This window comes from Psychrobacillus sp. FSL K6-4615, assembly GCF_038008225.1.
Lineage (GTDB): Bacteria > Bacillota > Bacilli > Bacillales_A > Planococcaceae > Psychrobacillus > Psychrobacillus psychrotolerans.
This window is the reverse complement of the sequence record NZ_JBBOYQ010000001.1, coordinates 2,579,462-2,597,364: the sequence shown is the minus strand read 5'-3', so window position 1 is coordinate 2,597,364 and position 17,903 is coordinate 2,579,462. Positions and strand designations below refer to the sequence as shown.

The 17,903-nt window shown below is 35.8% G+C and carries 16 protein-coding genes; 14 read left to right on the top strand and 2 right to left on the bottom strand.

Annotated features, from left to right (window positions below; translation table 11 throughout):
• Positions 1-127 precede the first annotated feature (127 nt).
• The 3 genes from MKX53_RS12990 to sstT all read left to right on the top strand — a co-directional run bounded on the left by MKX53_RS12990 (position 128) and on the right by sstT (position 2,524).
• A complete protein-coding gene (locus tag MKX53_RS12990) occupies positions 128-526 on the top strand; it encodes a hypothetical protein (protein ID WP_340911764.1) in 399 nt (132 codons plus the stop codon).
• Between the two features lie 154 nt (positions 527-680).
• Positions 681-1,049, top strand: coding sequence for a gamma-type small acid-soluble spore protein (locus MKX53_RS12985; protein WP_093537711.1), 369 nt, complete (start codon positions 681-683; stop codon positions 1,047-1,049).
• Positions 1,050-1,288: 239 nt separating this feature from the next.
• Positions 1,289-2,524 (top strand): serine/threonine transporter SstT, encoded by a 1,236-nt coding sequence (gene sstT, locus MKX53_RS12980; protein ID WP_340913349.1) that lies wholly within the window; start codon positions 1,289-1,291, stop codon positions 2,522-2,524.
• A gap of 66 nt (positions 2,525-2,590) precedes the next feature.
• Here sstT and MKX53_RS12975 read toward each other — a convergent pair whose 3' ends face one another.
• Positions 2,591-3,040, bottom strand: coding sequence for a YehR family lipoprotein (locus MKX53_RS12975; RefSeq protein ID WP_093537712.1), 450 nt, complete (start codon positions 3,038-3,040; stop codon positions 2,591-2,593).
• A 546-nt stretch (positions 3,041-3,586) separates the two neighbouring features.
• On the opposite strand from MKX53_RS12975, the gene MKX53_RS12970 reads away from it, so the two are divergent.
• The 4 genes from MKX53_RS12970 (at position 3,587) to MKX53_RS12955 (ending at position 6,402) form a co-directional block, all read left to right on the top strand.
• On the top strand, positions 3,587-4,765 hold the full coding sequence (locus MKX53_RS12970; protein WP_093537713.1) for a NupC/NupG family nucleoside CNT transporter: 1,179 nt from the start codon (positions 3,587-3,589) through the stop codon (positions 4,763-4,765).
• 151 nt (positions 4,766-4,916) lie between these two features.
• Complete coding sequence (locus MKX53_RS12965; protein ID WP_340911760.1) at positions 4,917-5,120, top strand: helix-turn-helix transcriptional regulator; 204 nt, start codon at positions 4,917-4,919, stop codon at positions 5,118-5,120.
• Between the two features lie 136 nt (positions 5,121-5,256).
• Positions 5,257-5,796, top strand: coding sequence for a DUF3169 family protein (locus MKX53_RS12960; protein WP_340911758.1), 540 nt, complete (start codon positions 5,257-5,259; stop codon positions 5,794-5,796).
• Between the two features lie 396 nt (positions 5,797-6,192).
• Positions 6,193-6,402 carry a hypothetical protein gene (locus MKX53_RS12955; RefSeq protein WP_093537716.1) on the top strand — a complete coding sequence of 70 codons (210 nt, stop codon included), beginning with the start codon at positions 6,193-6,195 and terminating at the stop codon, positions 6,400-6,402.
• 78 nt (positions 6,403-6,480) lie between these two features.
• On the opposite strand, the gene MKX53_RS12950 is transcribed toward MKX53_RS12955, so the two are convergent.
• The gene (locus MKX53_RS12950) at positions 6,481-9,513 is read right to left on the bottom strand and encodes an efflux RND transporter permease subunit (RefSeq protein WP_340911756.1); all 3,033 of its coding nucleotides are present in this window, start codon (positions 9,511-9,513) and stop codon (positions 6,481-6,483) included.
• A 551-nt stretch (positions 9,514-10,064) separates the two neighbouring features.
• On the opposite strand from MKX53_RS12950, the gene MKX53_RS12945 reads away from it, so the two are divergent.
• The 7 genes from MKX53_RS12945 (at position 10,065) to MKX53_RS12915 (ending at position 17,873) form a co-directional block, all read left to right on the top strand.
• Positions 10,065-11,354 carry an ABC transporter substrate-binding protein gene (locus tag MKX53_RS12945; protein ID WP_340911753.1) on the top strand — a complete coding sequence of 430 codons (1,290 nt, stop codon included), beginning with the start codon at positions 10,065-10,067 and terminating at the stop codon, positions 11,352-11,354.
• A 75-nt stretch (positions 11,355-11,429) separates the two neighbouring features.
• A complete protein-coding gene (locus MKX53_RS12940; RefSeq protein WP_093537719.1) occupies positions 11,430-12,374 on the top strand; it encodes a carbohydrate ABC transporter permease in 945 nt (314 codons plus the stop codon).
• Positions 12,375-13,217, top strand: a complete 843-nt coding sequence (locus tag MKX53_RS12935) for a carbohydrate ABC transporter permease (RefSeq protein WP_093537720.1) — start codon at positions 12,375-12,377, stop codon at positions 13,215-13,217.
• Positions 13,218-13,251: 34 nt separating this feature from the next.
• A complete protein-coding gene (locus MKX53_RS12930) occupies positions 13,252-14,289 on the top strand; it encodes a LacI family DNA-binding transcriptional regulator (protein ID WP_340911750.1) in 1,038 nt (345 codons plus the stop codon).
• 18 nt (positions 14,290-14,307) lie between these two features.
• Positions 14,308-15,651 carry a GH1 family beta-glucosidase gene (locus MKX53_RS12925; protein WP_340911747.1) on the top strand — a complete coding sequence of 448 codons (1,344 nt, stop codon included), beginning with the start codon at positions 14,308-14,310 and terminating at the stop codon, positions 15,649-15,651.
• A gap of 212 nt (positions 15,652-15,863) precedes the next feature.
• A complete protein-coding gene (locus MKX53_RS12920; RefSeq protein WP_093537723.1) occupies positions 15,864-16,340 on the top strand; it encodes an MgtC/SapB family protein in 477 nt (158 codons plus the stop codon).
• A gap of 264 nt (positions 16,341-16,604) precedes the next feature.
• Positions 16,605-17,873, top strand: a complete 1,269-nt coding sequence (locus MKX53_RS12915; protein WP_093537724.1) for an ammonium transporter — start codon at positions 16,605-16,607, stop codon at positions 17,871-17,873.
• Positions 17,874-17,903: the final 30 nt, after the last annotated feature.

Here is a 17,903-nt window from a genome sequence, read left to right as displayed (position 1 = left end):
ATCCTATACAATAGTAAATGAAAGTGATTCTCATTATCATTTAATTTCCACTTAAAGATAATACAAAGAACCGTATTGTATGAACAAGGTCATTCAGCACAAACCAATAACAAGGGAGGAACATCTTATGAATGAAAATTTTATAATACTAGAAATGTTTCAGCATGAAGTAAGCTGTTGCTGTCCAGGACAAAAGCATAAACATATGATTGAGTTCCATCCAAGTGATGTATGGACGATAATAGATGAGCAAAAGTACGATGATTCTCTTGGATGGCACTTTTTGGTGACTGTTAATGGAGAGTTTCAATTTCTTATTCAAGTGGATGATATTGAAGAGCTTAGTAACGAAGGCAGAATTTGCTCCCTTATGGATTTAGAGTTAAAAATGATGCATTTGAATTTTAAAGTGAATGAATCACTCGATCAACATGATGAGGAGGCATTTACTTTGTTTGCAAATGAACTAAGCAATGTGCAGAAGATCATGGAAAATGGATATTCCTCTTTAGGTATAAAAGCTTAACCAAACCTTCCGTGAAGGAATTTTTTATATATTGTTACATATTATTACCGGAACATGAAAGAGAATGTATTGTTAATGCATATTAGCATATCCAATATTTGCTAATAATAATTACCTCCGTTATGGCAATCATAATTTTTGGAGGTGAAGAACAATGGCAAACAACAATAACAATAACGTTCCGAATGCAGCTCAAACAAATGCAGAAGAAGTTAGAAAGCAAAATGCTCAAGCAAATCAAAAAGCGCAACAAAATGGACAAGGTGCTTCACAAAACAAGTTTGAATTTGGATCAGAATTTGGGGTATCCTCAGAACGTCAAACAAATGCCCAAGAAGTGAGACAACAAAATGCTCAAGCAAATCAAAAAGCAGGACAAGCTGGATCTCAAAACATGTCTAGCGAATTTGGATCGGAATTTGGCGTATCAAAAGAGCGTCAAACAAATGTGCAAGAAGTGAAACAACAAAATGCTCAAGCTAACAGTAAAGCACAACAAAACGCAAATAATTTTAAGAAATAATATATAACTAAAATTTTGATGGGAGCTTAAACACTCCCGTCATTTTTTATTGGTTTAAAAACCTGGTTTACAAAAAAACTCAAAAAGTTGTAACAAAAAATAACAATGCAAGATTCTAAAAATTTGTGCTAAAATAAAATATCAGTCTACTTAAAGTTAAAATAAGTACATATTATTTTAATTGGGAAATTGAATTTTGTATTTCTTTCTAAAGGGAGAAAACTATGGGGGATAGTATGATGAAGAATTTATTAGCTAAATGGAATCAAATGAGTTTAGTAAAAAGGATTGTTATTGGTATTATTGTCGGTGTTATCTTAGCTTTAGCCGTTCCAACTGGCGCAAGCTGGATTTCTATTTTGGGCTCTTTATTTGTCGGAGCATTAAAAGCAGTTGCGCCGATATTAGTATTATTTATAGTAATGCACGCAATTGCTGTACATAAGAGTGGTAAAAAGACGAATATGAAATCAATTCTTGGCCTTTATGCTATTGGTACATTACTTGCCGGAGCAGTGGCTGTAGTAGCAAGTTTTCTATTCCCAGTTACACTAACGCTTACAACAGGAGTAGAAGAACTAACTCCCCCTGAAGGTATTGCTGAAGTTATTGAGACCTTACTATTTAACCTAGTTGCTAATCCAATTGATGCAGTAGTAAATGCTAACTATTTAGGGATATTAATGTGGGCGATTGTTCTTGGCTTTGCACTAAAAAATGCAAATCAACATACAAAAGATATGTTAGGTAATTTTTCGGATGCTATCACTAAAATAGTACAATGGGTGATCAATTTAGCACCACTTGGTATTATGGGGCTTGTATTTGATGCAATTGTAACAAGTGGTCTTTCGGCTTTAGCTGATTATGGTAGATTACTATTAATATTAGTTGGGTGTATGGTGTTTATCGCACTTGTAGTGAATCCAATAATTGTGTATATCTATACGAGAGAAAATCCTTATCCAATTGTTCTAATGGTTTTAAGAGAAAGTGGTATTACGGCGTTCTTTACACGTAGTTCCGCAGCAAATATTCCAGTAAATATGAAACTATGTGAAAAACTTGGATTAGATGAGGATACTTATGCAGTATCAATTCCTCTAGGTGCTACTATTAACATGGCTGGCGCAGCAGTGACTATTGCTGTTCTAACTCTAGCAACTGTAAATACATTAGGTGTTGAAGTAGATTTTGTGACTGCTCTTATGCTTGTTGTCGTTGCCGCTATCTCTGCAGCAGGTGCATCAGGTGTTGCAGGGGGATCATTGCTACTTATCCCATTAGCATGTAATTTATTTGGCATTCCTAATGACATTGCTATGCAAGTAGTTGGGGTTGGGTTTATCATTGGTGTTATACAAGATTCTTGCGAAACTGCTTTGAATTCTTCATCTGATGTATTGTTCACGGCTACAGCTCAGCGTGCGAAAGAGCGTAGAGAAGGTAAAACTAAAGTAGTTAAAACGATATAATAAAATTTTAAAAGCCACGGTTACCGAGAATAATTCGGTAATCGTGGCTTTTAAATATTAATACATTTATTTTACTTCTTTAAATCCTTGACTTTCTAATATTTCAAGAGACTTTTTCATACTCACGCCTTTATCTTTAGGATCTTCGGTAAACTCCATCCCCGGTAAGCTCTTTATGTCATCGTATTCTGCAACCTCATAATCTATAGTTAACGTTTCAATAGCTTTAGTATCCTCATATTCTAGGTTATGTGTTATTCCATCAATGTCTTGAAATTGCTCCACAAGGGGAGCAAAAAGCTCTTGTGCTTCTTCTTTGGAAGGAATACCCGCTAAGTCATATTGGATAATGTTTTCGGTCGATTGTTTAGTAACTTTATCTCCTTTAGTTGTGTATACCATCGTGGTAATAACACCATTTTGTTCTAATTCAAATGTTCTAGTAGACTCACTTCCACATGCTGTTAAAAATAGAGCTAAAACCATAATAATTATAAATCCAGTTAATTTTTTCATTGTTACACTCCTCGTGTATGTATAATTTAGTATAAAATTTTAAATACCATTATTAACCATAATATGATGCCAAAAAGAAAGCAGAACTGATTTTTTAAAATAGCATTTCTAGAAAAATGAAGATGATATAAATAATAATGTTTTATTTCCCGGCAGTTAACATCTCCTTTTTTCTTAGTTTCTCTTAAATTGGTTTTAATACCCTTCTATTCACCTAAACTTTTTTTAGTTTATAAGAAAAAATACCCTATTAATAGGTATCTTAAACTTTTTTTGTTGTATTTTAGTAAAAAATAAAAAAAGCTTGAAATTGTTATTCTACGCCTTTTTTCGAGACGACATAAATAATTTTTTCAGAGGTGAATTCTAATGATTGCGTATATAGTGTTACAAAATAGTGAACGCTTACATCAAATATACTTTTACTTTCTCCACTTGCAAACATTGTATTTGGACATCAGGAATAATGAAGGTATACTTAATAAGTAAGTGAGAAGGTTGTCAGACGTTCAACCTTATAAGAATACATCTTTGTGGAGGCATACAATGAATTATATAATCTCAATCGTGGGCTTAATTGTTGTTCTGGGACTTGCTTGGATTGCAAGTAGCAATCGTAAAGAAATTAAAGTCAGACCAATTATCCAGATGCTTATCTTGCAATTAATTTTGTCCTTTTTATTACTGAATACTAAGTTTGGGTTAATTATTATTGAGGGGATTGCAGCCGTTTTTACAAAATTACTAGATTTTGCGAATGAAGGAATCAGCTTTGTATTTGGTGGCATTGCGAATGAAGGACAAGCTCCTTTCTTCTTAAATGTTTTACTTCCAATCGTCTTCATATCAGCGCTAATTGGTATTCTACAGTATATTAAAGTTCTTCCTTTCATTATGAAGTGGTTGGGCTGGGGAATAAGTAAAGTAAACGGACTGGGTAAATTAGAGTCATACAATGGGGTAGCATCTGCTATTGTTGGCCAATCGGAAGTATTTATCACGGTGAAAAAGCAGCTTGGACAATTATCGTCTCAACGTCTTTATACACTCTGTGCATCAGCGATGTCTACTGTATCGATGTCTATTGTTGGGGCTTATATGACAATGGTGGAACCGAGATATGTCGTGACGGCTATCGTGGTTAATCTATTTGGTGGATTCATCATTGCTTCTATTATTAATCCATACAATGTCACTGAAGAAGAAGATATACTCGTTGTTCAAGAAGAAAAACAGAGCTTCTTTGAAATGTTGGGCGAATATATTATGGATGGATTTAAGGTTGCGATCGTAGTAGCGGCGATGTTAATCGGATTCGTTGCACTTATGGCAGGAGTAAATACCTTATTTGATATGGTATTAGGAATTTCATTCCAAGAAATTATTGGATATATCTTTGCTCCATTTGCAATTTTAATGGGTATTCCTGTATCAGAGTCAGTAACAGCTGGTGGTATTATGGCTACCAAACTAGTTACAAACGAATTTGTAGCGATGCTTTCATTAAATGATTTAGCATCAAATCTAAGTGAACGATCAATCGGAATTATTTCCGTGTTCCTTGTTTCGTTTGCAAACTTCTCTTCCATTGGGATTATTTCTGGTGCTGTAAAAGGTCTTCATGAAAAACAAGGTAACGTTGTAGCACGTATGGGCTTGAAACTGTTATACGGAGCAACATTAGTAAGTGTATTAACAGCGATTATTGTAAGTTTTATCTTATAAATAAAAATTTCACGATTTCAAAGAAATTAGTCTTATAAAGAATGAGCAAAAAACCTCCTAAGCAATTTTGATTAGGAGGTTTTTTGTATTAATTATTAGTCAATTTTTTGACGTGTTTTTGTTACGCTATTATGGAGAAAGGGGATTCCTTATGAAAACTCGAATGAGGGAACTAAGGGCACGTGATGGGTTGAACCAAACACAACTTGCAAAGCTTATTAAAGTTTCCAGACAAACAATTAGTTTAATAGAACGAGAAGAATTAATACCATCTTTGTTAATTGCTGCTCGACTTGCACGTGTGTTCAATGAACCAGTGGAAAGTATATTTCTAATCGAGGAGGATGAATTATAATGAAAACAGTGATACAAGTACTGCTTTGTGCAGTAACAGGGTTTGTTGTCGCTATACTTATGCTCAATAATTTCACTATAGATCTTATGGAGTATGCCGAAACAATAGTATAACTTTAATCGGTATCATTATAATATTGTTAGGTGTTAGCTTAAAATTATATTGGGAAGTAAAAAAACTGTATAACACGGAAGCTAAAGGGGATGAAGAAGATGAAGTAGATTTATTGATCTATAAAAAATTTGCAGATTACTCATTTCTAGTGCAGTCTAGTATAGTACTTTCCGTGTTGGTCTTGTGTACAACAGTAATTACATTACAGAGTATAGTTTTAACAATCATTGCCATCGCTACTATGATTGTAAGTTATTTGTTCACAATATTCATGACCAACTTAATCCAATTAGTATACCCAGAACGAAATATCCCCAAATTATCTGATTCCAAGTATGCAGAAAAACTGTTAGAAATTTCGGATGAAGGTGAAAAACATGTTATGTTAATTGGGTTTTATAAATCCTATAATTTACTGAATGTTGGTCTACTCATTGGTATTGTGCTTTCTACTTTCTATTCCATTTCGACAGATCAATCTCAACTATTCTCTATTATAGTAATGAGTTTAGTATTAGTCATTGTAAATGGGAAGTATTGTTTTACCATTCGAAATAAATAATTTTAATATTAAATTCCCTTTAGGAAAAAAGATAATAACTCCTTCAAAAGAATTTCATTAATCTAGGCAATAAAAAAAGCACTACCTCCAAGGAGATAATGCTTTTTTTCTAAAGAATTCTTTGTTCCTAAAGAACTCCTGCGGGTTTGGCACCCATTAATGTCGACTAAAATAATAATCGATAGTATCGATGTCAAACTTATTTCTTACTAGAAGATTAGTATAGCACATAAGTATATTAAAAACAACATTTATTGAAATGTGTATAAGGAGCCTATAAGTGATGGTATAATAACTCATTGAGGTAGATTTAGGATTCATGAATCTTGTTGAACAGAAGGTTGACGATGCTTCTTCTTCTTATACTTAAATAATATCGCAATCGGAGGTGTCAATATGAATAAAAAATGGACGATAGATGAAATAAGAAATTATGTTAGTAAAAATTCAGAAAGTACATTACTTTCAAAAGAATACGTAGGTTACTCACAAAAACTACTATTCAAATGTTCATGTGGAACGAACTTTGAAAAAACATTTACAAAGTTTAAAGCGAGTAATCAAAAAAAATGCTCTAATTGTCAAGAAGCTAGACCTTCGCGATAAGGTAATGAGGATTTTATAATAACAGATAAACAGATCATAGCTGGTTGCTATGGTCTGTTTATTGTCGTTAAAATAACTTTATTCTACAGAGGTGTCCTCATTGGCCATCTGTTTAACGCGTTGTTTTCTAGACTTTCTAAAATATAATAATTCATATATACATGGTATTACTATTAATGTAAGCAGGGTAGCCATAGCCAACCCACCAATAACAACAATAGCAAGACTTTGTGATACTAGGCTTCCCGTTTCAGCTTTTTTCAGCAATAGAGGAAGCATTGCACAAATCGTTGCAATGGCTGTCATGAAGATTGGTCTCATTCTCGTAGCGGCTGCCTCTACAAGCGCATCTCGTATAATCATTTTCTGCTCGTTTTGTTTCACGCGATCTAACAGTACGATCGCATTGGTTACAACGATACCTATAAGCATTAATGCACCAAGAAGGGCAGTAATATCTAAGGAAATACGACTGATAAGAATTCCTAAAATAGCGCCTATTGCAGCTAAAGGTAGTGAGCAAAGAATGGCAATAGGAGCTTTGATAGACTTAAAAGTAATGACCATTATTAGGAATACAATTCCAATGGAAACAAGCATGATTAGGAATAAATCTGTAAAATCTTCCGCTTGTTGACTACTTGAACCACCTATTAATACCTCAACATTTTCAGGGATATCCATACCTGTATTGTCTTGGTCCCCGAATATTGCTAAGTTAACTGCTGTTGCAATTTCGGAAAGCTTGGAAGGATCAACAGATGCCGTTACTCGAAGGTATGCATCCCCGTCTTTATGAATCTGGTTGGTAGAGCGTTCCTCACTTTGTAAAGTCGCAACGGAAGAGACTGGGGCTATTCCTTCATGGGTCATAACAGGAATATCTTTTAGCTCATCGGGTGTTACGGTATCCAGAAGAGGTTCCAGAATTACAGATTTTTGCTTGTCATTTATACTAACTGTTCCTATCGGTGTTTTGTTTAATAGTACTGCTAACTGGGATGCAATTTGTTCTGTATTGCCTTTAGAAGGATCAACTATTAGGGAGTGAACAGTTTTCTTTTCATCTTGGTTAGTCGTAACTTCCTCTACACCCTCTAATCTTTCTACCTTCTCTATAATTTCGGTTGCTACTTTCTCTAATTCAAGTATACTTTCCCCGATAATATCAATTGTTATATTTGGACTAGCTCCACCCATCATAAATGAAGCAGTGCTTACTTCAAACTTAGCATCTGAATATTGTTTTTTTTGAATTTTCATTTCTTTCACTAGAAAGTCGGTGTTCTTTTTATCCTCTAGAAAGATGCTGAAAGTTGCTTCTGTGGAAGAACCGACCCACCCATAATGAGCTGCTTCAGGAGGAGAACCAATTTGAGTAAATATGTGTTGAACCTCTTCCTTTGCAAGAATAGAGGATTCCAATTCAAAGGTTTTTTCCTTCACTATTTCCATTGGTGTATCAATTGGGTAAGCCAGTGTGACGATTACATAGTCAGCGGAAGAACTATCCACAGCCCCTTTAGGAATGGCGAAGTAAGCTCCAATAGACCCAACGAAGAGAAGGAGAGAAACCGAAAACACGATCCATTTATGGTTTAAAGACCAAGTAACCAATTTAGGGAAACGAACTGCGGGCTTATGCTCAGGAATCTTAGCGTTCTTCAATAATCCCGCACTCATCAGAGGGACAACTGTCAATGCAACGATTAAAGAGGCGAGTAATGAATAGGTTACGGTTAAAGCAAATGGTAAAAGGAATTCTTGAAGTCCACCATTTAACAAGCTCATTGGCAGGAAAACCGCTACTGTTGTTAATGTGGAAGCAGTTATTGCAACTCCTACTTGCTTAGTTGCATCAATAATCATTTGTATAGAGAATTTTTCTGATTGCATTTTGCGGAAAATATTTTCAATGACTACAATACTATCATCTACAAGTCGACCCACTGCAACAGCGACGCCACCTAGAGTTAAGATGTTTAATGTTACACCGGACCATGATAGTAAGAATAATGTAAAGCAAAGAGACAATGGAATCGATACGATTGTAATAAATGTAGAGCGTATATTTCGTAAAAAGAGCATGATTATAATCGTTGCAAAAAGTGCACCAAGAAGTACCTCTTTTATCATCGTGTGAACAGAATTCTCCACCAAGTCGGAGGAAGAAATATAAATAACAGATTCCTGTTGCTCAAACTTTTCATTTATTTCTTTTGTTACTTTTTCAATCTCCTTGCTAATCGTAACCGCGTTGGATTGACTATCTTTTGTAATACTAATATCTAAGCTATCCATCCCATTAAATCGACTAACGAAGTTTGAATCATTCGTTTCCTCAATAGTAGAGATATCTCCCAAAGCTATTTCAGGTGTAATCGGAAGAGCTTTTAATTCATCTAGACTTGTAAGATCTCCGATTACTTTAATATTGCTTGTTTTACCGTCTATTATTTTTTCGCCGATTGTGACAGAAATATTTTGACCTTGAAGAATCCCTACAATGGACTGAAGTGGAATTTGATTTTCGGATAGTTTTTCATCATCAATGACAACAGAAATGACGGAATTGGTTATCCCATATACATCTACGTTAGAGACCCCTTTTATCTCTTGATACATGGACTGTAGTTTGTTTCGTGCAAACTCCTTATTTTCTTCAGTTAAACCCTCTTCAAAGGTAACGGCAATATTAACAATTGGAATCATCGAAGTGTTAAGCTGTGAAATAATTGGCTTAGATATATAGGGAGGCAAGGATATCCCATTTAAAGCATCTTGAACATCTAACTTTGCCTGTTTCATATCATATCCTGCCTCGAAAAAAAGATCTACTTTTGAAAATCCATCGCCTGTTGTTGAAAAGACAGACGTTTTGCCATTCAATCCTGTAACTGATCTCTCAATTGGGAGGGTCACCTCAGACTCCATCGTTTTAGAGTCAATCCCTTGGCTCATGGAAATAATAGTTACTTGAGGATTATCCGCTGTTGGTAGAAATTCCATAGGCAGTCTAAAATAACTTACAACCCCTATAACTAGTATTAATACAGTTAGTACTGCCACTGCTGCTTTGTTCCCGAAAGCCCATTTTGTAAATAATGACATATAAAGTTTCCTCCTAGGTTAATTGCCTGTGAATCAAAATAGAAAAATGCTAAAATCTAACGCTTTAAGACAATTTATACTGATTTACCAGATGTGCTCCTCCCTAAGAATGGTTTGGTTACCAGTTAATTGTATAAAAGAGGGTAGGATTCTGCATTGAACTTTGGATAGAAATTAGTCTAGGGCTTGAGGTGTAGTAAAACCTAAGTAGGTTACTTTAAAGAAAAGATAAAAAGAAGGTATGCTTGAAAACTTCCATACATAGAATAAATGATATGGAAACCGGTTTATAAGAATTTTCAAAAAACTAATTGATTTTATTTTTAATTAGATTATAATGGAAATTGAAAGCGCTTTTATATATAGAAATTTGGTTTATTTCCTATTTTTTTAACCTTTATGGAAACCGGTTTCTATAAATAAGATGATTGTAATGACACCGAAGATGCGGAGCTTGATGGGATTAAATATAAGATGGGAGGGCGGTTTGGAGTAAAGGGGTTTTATTGTATGAATACTAGTAAACTATTAAAATTCAGGGGGAAATCATAATGAAACTAAAAAAACTACTAATCGCTTCATTATCCATATTGTTTGTGTTATTCGTTGCAGCATGTTCCGATTCATCAACTGATGATTCAGGTAAAAAAGCAGATGGCAAGGAACAAGTTACGCTTAACTTTTGGATGTTCGGTGCTACTGGTTATGAAGAACTTGTAAAAGAATATGAAAAACAAAATGAAAATATCAAAATTAAAATAAAAACATCAGAAACTGCTGATCATCATAATAACTTATTTACAGCCCTATCTGCTGGTAGTGGGGCACCAGATATAGCAGCACTTGAGCTTGATCAATTGGATCGTTTCCGTGATGCGCAAGATCGTTTTGTGAATTTATACGATATGGGTGCGAAGGATATTAAAGGAGAGTATTTGGACTGGAAATGGGAAATTGCTGAAAATGATAATGGAGAGTTCTTAATGGGTCTTCCAACGGATATTGGTCCAAAAGGCCTTTACTACAGATTAGATATATTTGAAGAAGCAGGATTACCTACAGATCCAGAAGAAGTTTCTGCTTTAATCGCAACTCCAAAAGATTTTAAGGATGCTGCTATAAAAATTAAAGAAAAAACTGGTAAACCAATGGTTGCTAGTATGGAAATGATGTACCGTGCGCAACTAGATGCTTTAGAGGAAAGTTATTTTGACGCAGAAGGAAATTTAATGATAGATGAAAGTGGTAACGGCGTTAAAGAAGCATATGACTTAGCAATCGATATGAATGAACTTGGTTTAGTCGGAAATTATGCAATGTGGTCCGCTGAATGGGCAAATGGTGTGAATAATGGCGACTTTGCTGTTGAATTAGGAGCTGCATGGTTCAAAGGGTGGATGGAATCTAATGCGCCTGATGCTGCTGGAAAATTTAGTATTGCTACATTACCGACGGAGTACAGTGGAAACTGGGGTGGTTCTTACATTTCAATTCCTAAAGAAACAAAGCATGCAGAAGAAGCATATGAATTTGTAAAATGGCTAGTTTCAGCTGAAAATCAATTGAAATCATTCAAGAACAATGGTCTTTTCCCTTCTGCTCCTGCTGTATATGATATGGCTGAATTTAAAGAAGCAAGTGATGAGTATTTTGGTGGACAGTCCACACAAACAGTATTTGCTCAATCTGCACAAAAGATTGGAAAAGTATATAAAGGTAAGGATTATACAAGCGTTCACGATGAAATCCTTGCTGCTTTAGTTAACTCACAGGCTGGTGCTGATCCGGAGAAAGAATGGACGGAAGCTATCAAACGTATTACAACTAAACTAGATCGCTAAGTTCAGAAAAGTGTTTAACATATTCGGCGGTATAACCGCCGGATATACTCTGTATGTAGGTAGGGGGACGAGTGTATGGTTTCTTTAGATGAAAAACAGCAAAAAAAACGAAGGAAAGGTTTTTCATCCCAAGATATGAAAGAGATGCTTTCAGGGTATTTATATATATCCCCATTCTTTATCATATTTGCGATTATTGGTCTATATCCGGCAATATTTAGTTTAATCCTCGCTTTTCAGAAATGGAACGGTATGGGGGAAATGGAGTTTGTCGGGTTAAATAACTTTCAAGTAATACTAAGTGACCCGCTATTTTGGAAATCTGTATATAATACCGTCATCCTTGGACTGATGGGCACTGCTCCTCAGCTCGTAATTGGATTGATACTAGCATTTTTATTGAACCTATCTTATTTACGATTTAAAGCCTTTTTCAGGGTCACAATATTCATGCCATATATCACTTCTATGGTAGCGGTTGCTTTAGTATTTAGTGTGTTTTTTAGTAATAATGAAACAGCGTTAGTGAATTATATTATTGGATTATTTGGTTTTGATCCAGTGAGCTGGAAGACCTCTGAATGGGGTGCGAAAATTGCAATTTCTACGATGGTATTTTGGCGCTGGCTTGGATACAACACCATTATTTACTTAGCAGGGATGCAAAGTATTCCGAACGAGTTGTATGAAGCATCTAAAATAGACGGCGCTAGCATCTTCCAACAACTTCGATATATTACGATTCCGTTATTAAAACCATTTATAATATTGACTGTCTTCTTTTCGACAGTTGGAGCGATGCAATTGTTTACGGAGCCAACAGTGTTTTTAGGTAACACCGCATTTTCAAGGGATGAGGCAATGACAGTTGTTATGTATTTATATCGAGATGCCTTTAAGTTATCTTCCTTCGGGACAGCATCTGCTGCTGCTATTGTTCTGTTGTTATTCATCGTAGTTGCATCTGCAATTAATATGTTACTGACAAAAAGGCTTGGAAGGGATAGGAGGGAAACATAGATGAAAGGTGATGTTGGTACTAAAAAGTGGGGCATTGGGCGTATAGGAATGTACTTGTTTTTAACGGTAATATCGCTCTTTTCGTTATTCCCTTTTTACTGGATGTTTGTTATGTCAACGAGACATAGCTCTGCATATAATTCGATACCTCCAGCGATGGTTCCAGGTGATCAGTTAAAGGAAAATTTCCAAAAAGTATTAGATATGATTCCATTTTTCCAGTCGATGTTCAATACATTAATCGTTTGTCTTACGGTAACGATTGTCGTGTTACTTATAAGTTCACTAGCTGGTTTTGCATTTTCTAAGCTGAAATTTCCAGGGAAAAATATTCTTTTCTTCGCTATATTGTTCACTATCATCATTCCGCCGCAACTTGGATTAATACCACAGTATTTGTTAGTTGCCAAAGCAGGATTATTGGATAATTTATTTGCAGCGATGGTATTATTTTTCCTAAATCCATTAGGAATATTTCTAATGAGACAATATGTGAGCGAATCTGTACCAGATGAATTGATCGAAGCCGCAAGATTAGATGGTTGTTCGATTTTCAGAATATACCGTAGTATTGTATTACCTATCATTTTACCTGCTTTTGCAACACTAGGAATTATTGTGTTCACCTCGGTTTGGGGAGAGTTCTTATGGCAGTTTACGGTGCTTCGAGACCCTGAATCCTATACAATTCAAGTTGCTTTAGCATCATTAAACACTCAATTTAAAGTAGATTTCGGTATGTTGTTATCTGGCGTATTTTGGGCTACAATACCACTTCTAATAGTGTTCTTGTTATTCAATAAACTATTTATATCTAGTATAGCCGAGGGATCGGTTAAATAATTGCGGTCAGCACATGGAATATGAGGGATGTAAAATGACGACTTTAACTATACGTGATATTGCTCAGATGTCGGGTGTCTCTAGGGGGACCGTCTCTAAAGTGATTAACAACTACGATGGTGTAAGTGAACTAACAAAGCGTAAAGTATTAGAGGTTATTGATAAAACTGGCTATCAACCTACTTTTTCTGCTCGATCACTTGCAACGAAAAAATCCAGCCTAATCGGACTGATCTATGCAGGGAAGATAAATGTAGAGTTTAACCATCCTTTTTTCAATGAGGTAATTTCATCTTTTCAAAAAACACTTGGTGCGATGGGCTATGATATTATCATTTTTTCCAATGAAATGTTCGATAAGGACAGTGTAGATTATCTTGCAAGGTCGCGGCATTATCGTTTAGATGGCTGTTTGATAATTGCGGGGGAAGAAGTAGAGGAAGCTGTTTCAGAGTTAGATAAAAGTGATATACCTTGTCTAGGGATAGACCTTGAGTTGACTGGGGAAAATTCTAGTTACGTCATGACTGATAACTTTAAAGTATCACAGCTTGCAGTGGAATACTTATATTTGAACTCTATTAGAGATGTTGGTTATATTGCTGGGAAGGACAGCTCTGATATATCGAATCAGCGATTAGAAGGATTTTTGCAGACAATGAGTCAATTTGGGATGACAGCGCAACCACAATGGATTAAACACGGAAACTTTTTTGAATCTAGTGGATACGAAGCAATGGAAGTAATACTTCAAGGCGAATCTTTGCCAAAAGCAATTATTGCCGCATCCGATATGATGGCTCTAGGTGCAATGAGAGCGATTAAAGACTATGGACTTCGAATTCCTCAGGATATTCAAGTGCTAGGTTGTGATGATGTAGAGGCTTGTCGTTATATGGAGCCTGCTCTTACTACTATTAAGCAGGATAAACAGAAAATTGGTAGATTGGCAGCGATAAAGTTAAACGATTTGATAAATGGAGTAACAGGTTTAAGGCCGTCACTCGTAGATCCAGAACTAGTAATCAGGAATTCTTCGGGTACCGCAGAAGAAGTAACGAAAAAACGATAAATGAAGGGTGGGCAATAAATGGCAATTATACAGTTTCCAAAAGACTTTAAATGGGGAGCAGCAACGGCTTCTTATCAAATTGAAGGTGCAACAAACGAAGATGGTAGAGGGGTATCGATATGGGATACTTTTTCTAAAACTCCGGGGAAGGTACATAATGGAGACACCGGAGACGTAGCGTGCGATAGCTACCACCGGTATGAAGAGGACGTAGAGCTAATAAATGATTTGGGAGCAGATGTGTATCGCTTTTCTGTTGCTTGGCCAAGGATTTTCCCTAATGGTACGGGAGAAGTTAACCAACTAGGAGTCGACTATTATCATAAATTAGTAGACTCGTTGTTAGAAAAAGGTATTGAACCAATGTGTACTTTGTATCATTGGGATCTACCACAAGTCTTACAGGACAAGGGTGGTTGGGATAACCGCGAAACAATCGAAGCTTTCGTTCAATATGCAGATTTCATGTTTAAGGAATTTGATGGCAAGATAAAAAAATGGATTACGGTTAACGAACCTTGGTGTTCCTCGTTCTTGTCAAACTATATTGGAGAGCATGCACCAGGGAATCAGAACCTCCAACTAGCGACGGATATAGCGCATCATTTATTGGTTGCTCATGGCCGTGCGGTAAAACAATTTAGAAACAGCAATATAGAAGGTGAAATAGGTTATGCTCCAAATGTTACTTGGTTTGAACCGTATAGCGCGAAACAACAAGATATTGAAGCGTGCAATCGAGGTAACGCTTGGAATTTAGAGTGGTTTTTTGATCCTGTATTTAAAGGGAGCTATCCTTCCTTCATGGTGGATTGGTTTAAAGAAAAAGGAGCTACTCCTACCATTTTAGATGGCGATCTAGAAATTATTTCACAACCAATCGATTTTCTAGGGATAAACTATTACACGGGTAATGTAGGGCGTTATAAAGAGAATGAAGGGTTATTTGATTTAGAAAATATAGATATGGGATATGACAAAACAGATATAGACTGGTTTATCTATCCGGAAGGTTTTTATAAAGTTCTGGTCAAAATTAAAGACCTTTATGGCAATGTTCCGATATATATTACTGAAAATGGCGCATGTTACAATGAGGAGCCTGAAAACGGGGAAGTCGCCGATCATAAACGAATTGACTACTTAAAGACTCATTTAACGGCATTGAAGCGAAGTATGGATTCTGGTGTAAATGTAAAAGGATTCTTATATTGGTCGCTAATGGATAACTTTGAATGGGCTTTAGGGTATAGTATGCGCTTTGGCATTGTGCATGTGAATTATGAAACTTTAGAAAGAACCAAAAAAGATAGTTACCACTGGTTTGGTGAAACGATTCAGAACGGTGAATTTACATTGTAATCTAAATAGAGAGGTGAGCGCTAAGCTACTTAGTGTTCGCTTCTTTTTTGATGCTGATCTTTTAATAGGTGTTGCATTTTCATATTCACTATTTGATCAACTGGATGAATTGTTTCAATTACTTAATCAATATGTGATAATATTACGTTTAAAGGATTTTAGAAAGTTTTATAGAATGTTATCGGAACAGTATTATTAGGAGGATTTGCATTATGGAGTTTATTACTACTTTGTTCAATTCGCATTATGACCTATATATTCGTTTGGGTGTAGCCACTTTTATAGGCTTCTTTATAGGCTTAGAGAGAGCGATAAAAAATAAACCAGCAGGAATCCGGACGCATATTCTAGTTTGCTTAGGGTCCACTCTAGCAATGGCGTTGTCTTCTCTAAACCAAGGAGCATATATGGATCCGATGCGTTTAGCCGCACAAGTAATTAGTGGTATTGGGTTTCTTGGAGCAGGTGTCATATGGGTAGATAAGGATAATGTAAAGCGGGGTCTAACTACTGCGGCTAACCTTTGGATTACTGCTTGTGTAGGATTAACTATTGGTTATGGTGCATATGATTTAGCGATCATAACAGTTATTTTAATGTTCATCGCAATGAATCTTCCAAAGTTGGCTGTGAAACTAGGTATACTACCTTCTCGAGGGAAAGAAGAAGAAGATAGTGACGGCGAATAAATGTAACAAAAAATAGGTATATGATAGGTAAACTGTCATCACTGTTAAAAACAGTGATGACAGTTTTTTTATTTGAATAGAAATATTTGAGAAGAAAAGCAGGCATTTCAAAGGTTTTAAAGTGATGGTAAATAGAAAATAAAATATATTCAGAAAATTGTGTTGACATCTAATCAAAAACGAATAAAATGAATATTATAAGTTATGTTAGCTTTTCTTACATCGTAAGATAGTTAAGTTGACATTAGAAAAGGAGAGATGAAAATGGAAGATGTAATGTATTTGATGAACAGCGTATGGACCATGATTGCTGCAATTTTAGTTATATTTATGATTGGTGGATTCATATTATTGGAAGCTGGTTCGACGAGAATGAAAAATGCTGGTCACGTTGCAGGTAAAACAATATTTACATTTGGTTTAGCATCAATGGTGTTCTGGGCAGTAGGTTACGGATTTATCTTTGGAGGCGATGCGAACTTCTTCGTAGGTATGACAGACTTTTTCTATAGTGGAGAAATTATAGAAGGAGCTGGTCTTGCCACAACGGTATTCTTTGTTTTCCAGTTAGCATTTGCTGGTATCGCGGTAACGATTGCATTAGGTGGATTTGCAGAACGTGCAAAATTATCCGCATATGTAATTTTCACCATTCTTTTTGGAATAATCGTTTATCCTGTAATTGCTCACTGGGTATGGGGTGGAGGATGGTTGGCTGAACATGGTAAACAGGATTTTGCCGGCTCCACTGTAGTTCATTTAACTGGTGCGATGGCTGCCCTTGCAGCAACAATGATTCTAAAACCGAGAATTGGGAAGTTCAACAAAGACGGCTCGGCAAACAATCTTGCAGGACATAACCAAGTTTATACAGCGCTAGGAGTACTAATACTTTGGGTTGGTTGGTTTGGATTTAATGCCGGGAGTACTATTTCTGTAGATGCTGCATTCTTTGGATATGTTGCATTAAATACAACACTGGCTGCTGGAGCAGGCGCGGTGGCTGCCACATTAATATCATGGGTAGTACTAGGTAAATCAGATATTCCTACCATTTTAAACGGTGCTTTAGCAGGATTGGTCGCTATTACAGCTTCTTGTGCATTCGTAGATGTTTGGGCGTCTGTAGTCATTGGTTTAATCGCAGGAGTATTAGTATTCTATAGCGCTAGATTTTTTGAGAAGCGAAAAGTGGATGATCCAATTTACGCATTATCTGTTCATGGGGCTGCTGGGGTATGGGGCACATTATCTACTGGTTTCTTTGCAACACCAGAGCTTGCCTCTGTTGGTAAACCTGGATTATTTTACGGTGGTGGATTCGATCAATTAGGAGTTCAGCTTATGGGTGTGGTGTCTTGTGGGTTATTTGCATTCGTAGTTTCCTATGCTATTCTCTTTATAATGAAAAAAGTCATGGGTGGTATTCGTGTAACAGAAGAAGAGGAACTAATGGGCCTAGATATGAGCGAACATGGCAACTATGGTTATCCAGAACAAATGATTTTAGAAGAATCTAAATCACTAAATTAAATTGAAAAAGCCTCTATTATTTAGGGGCTT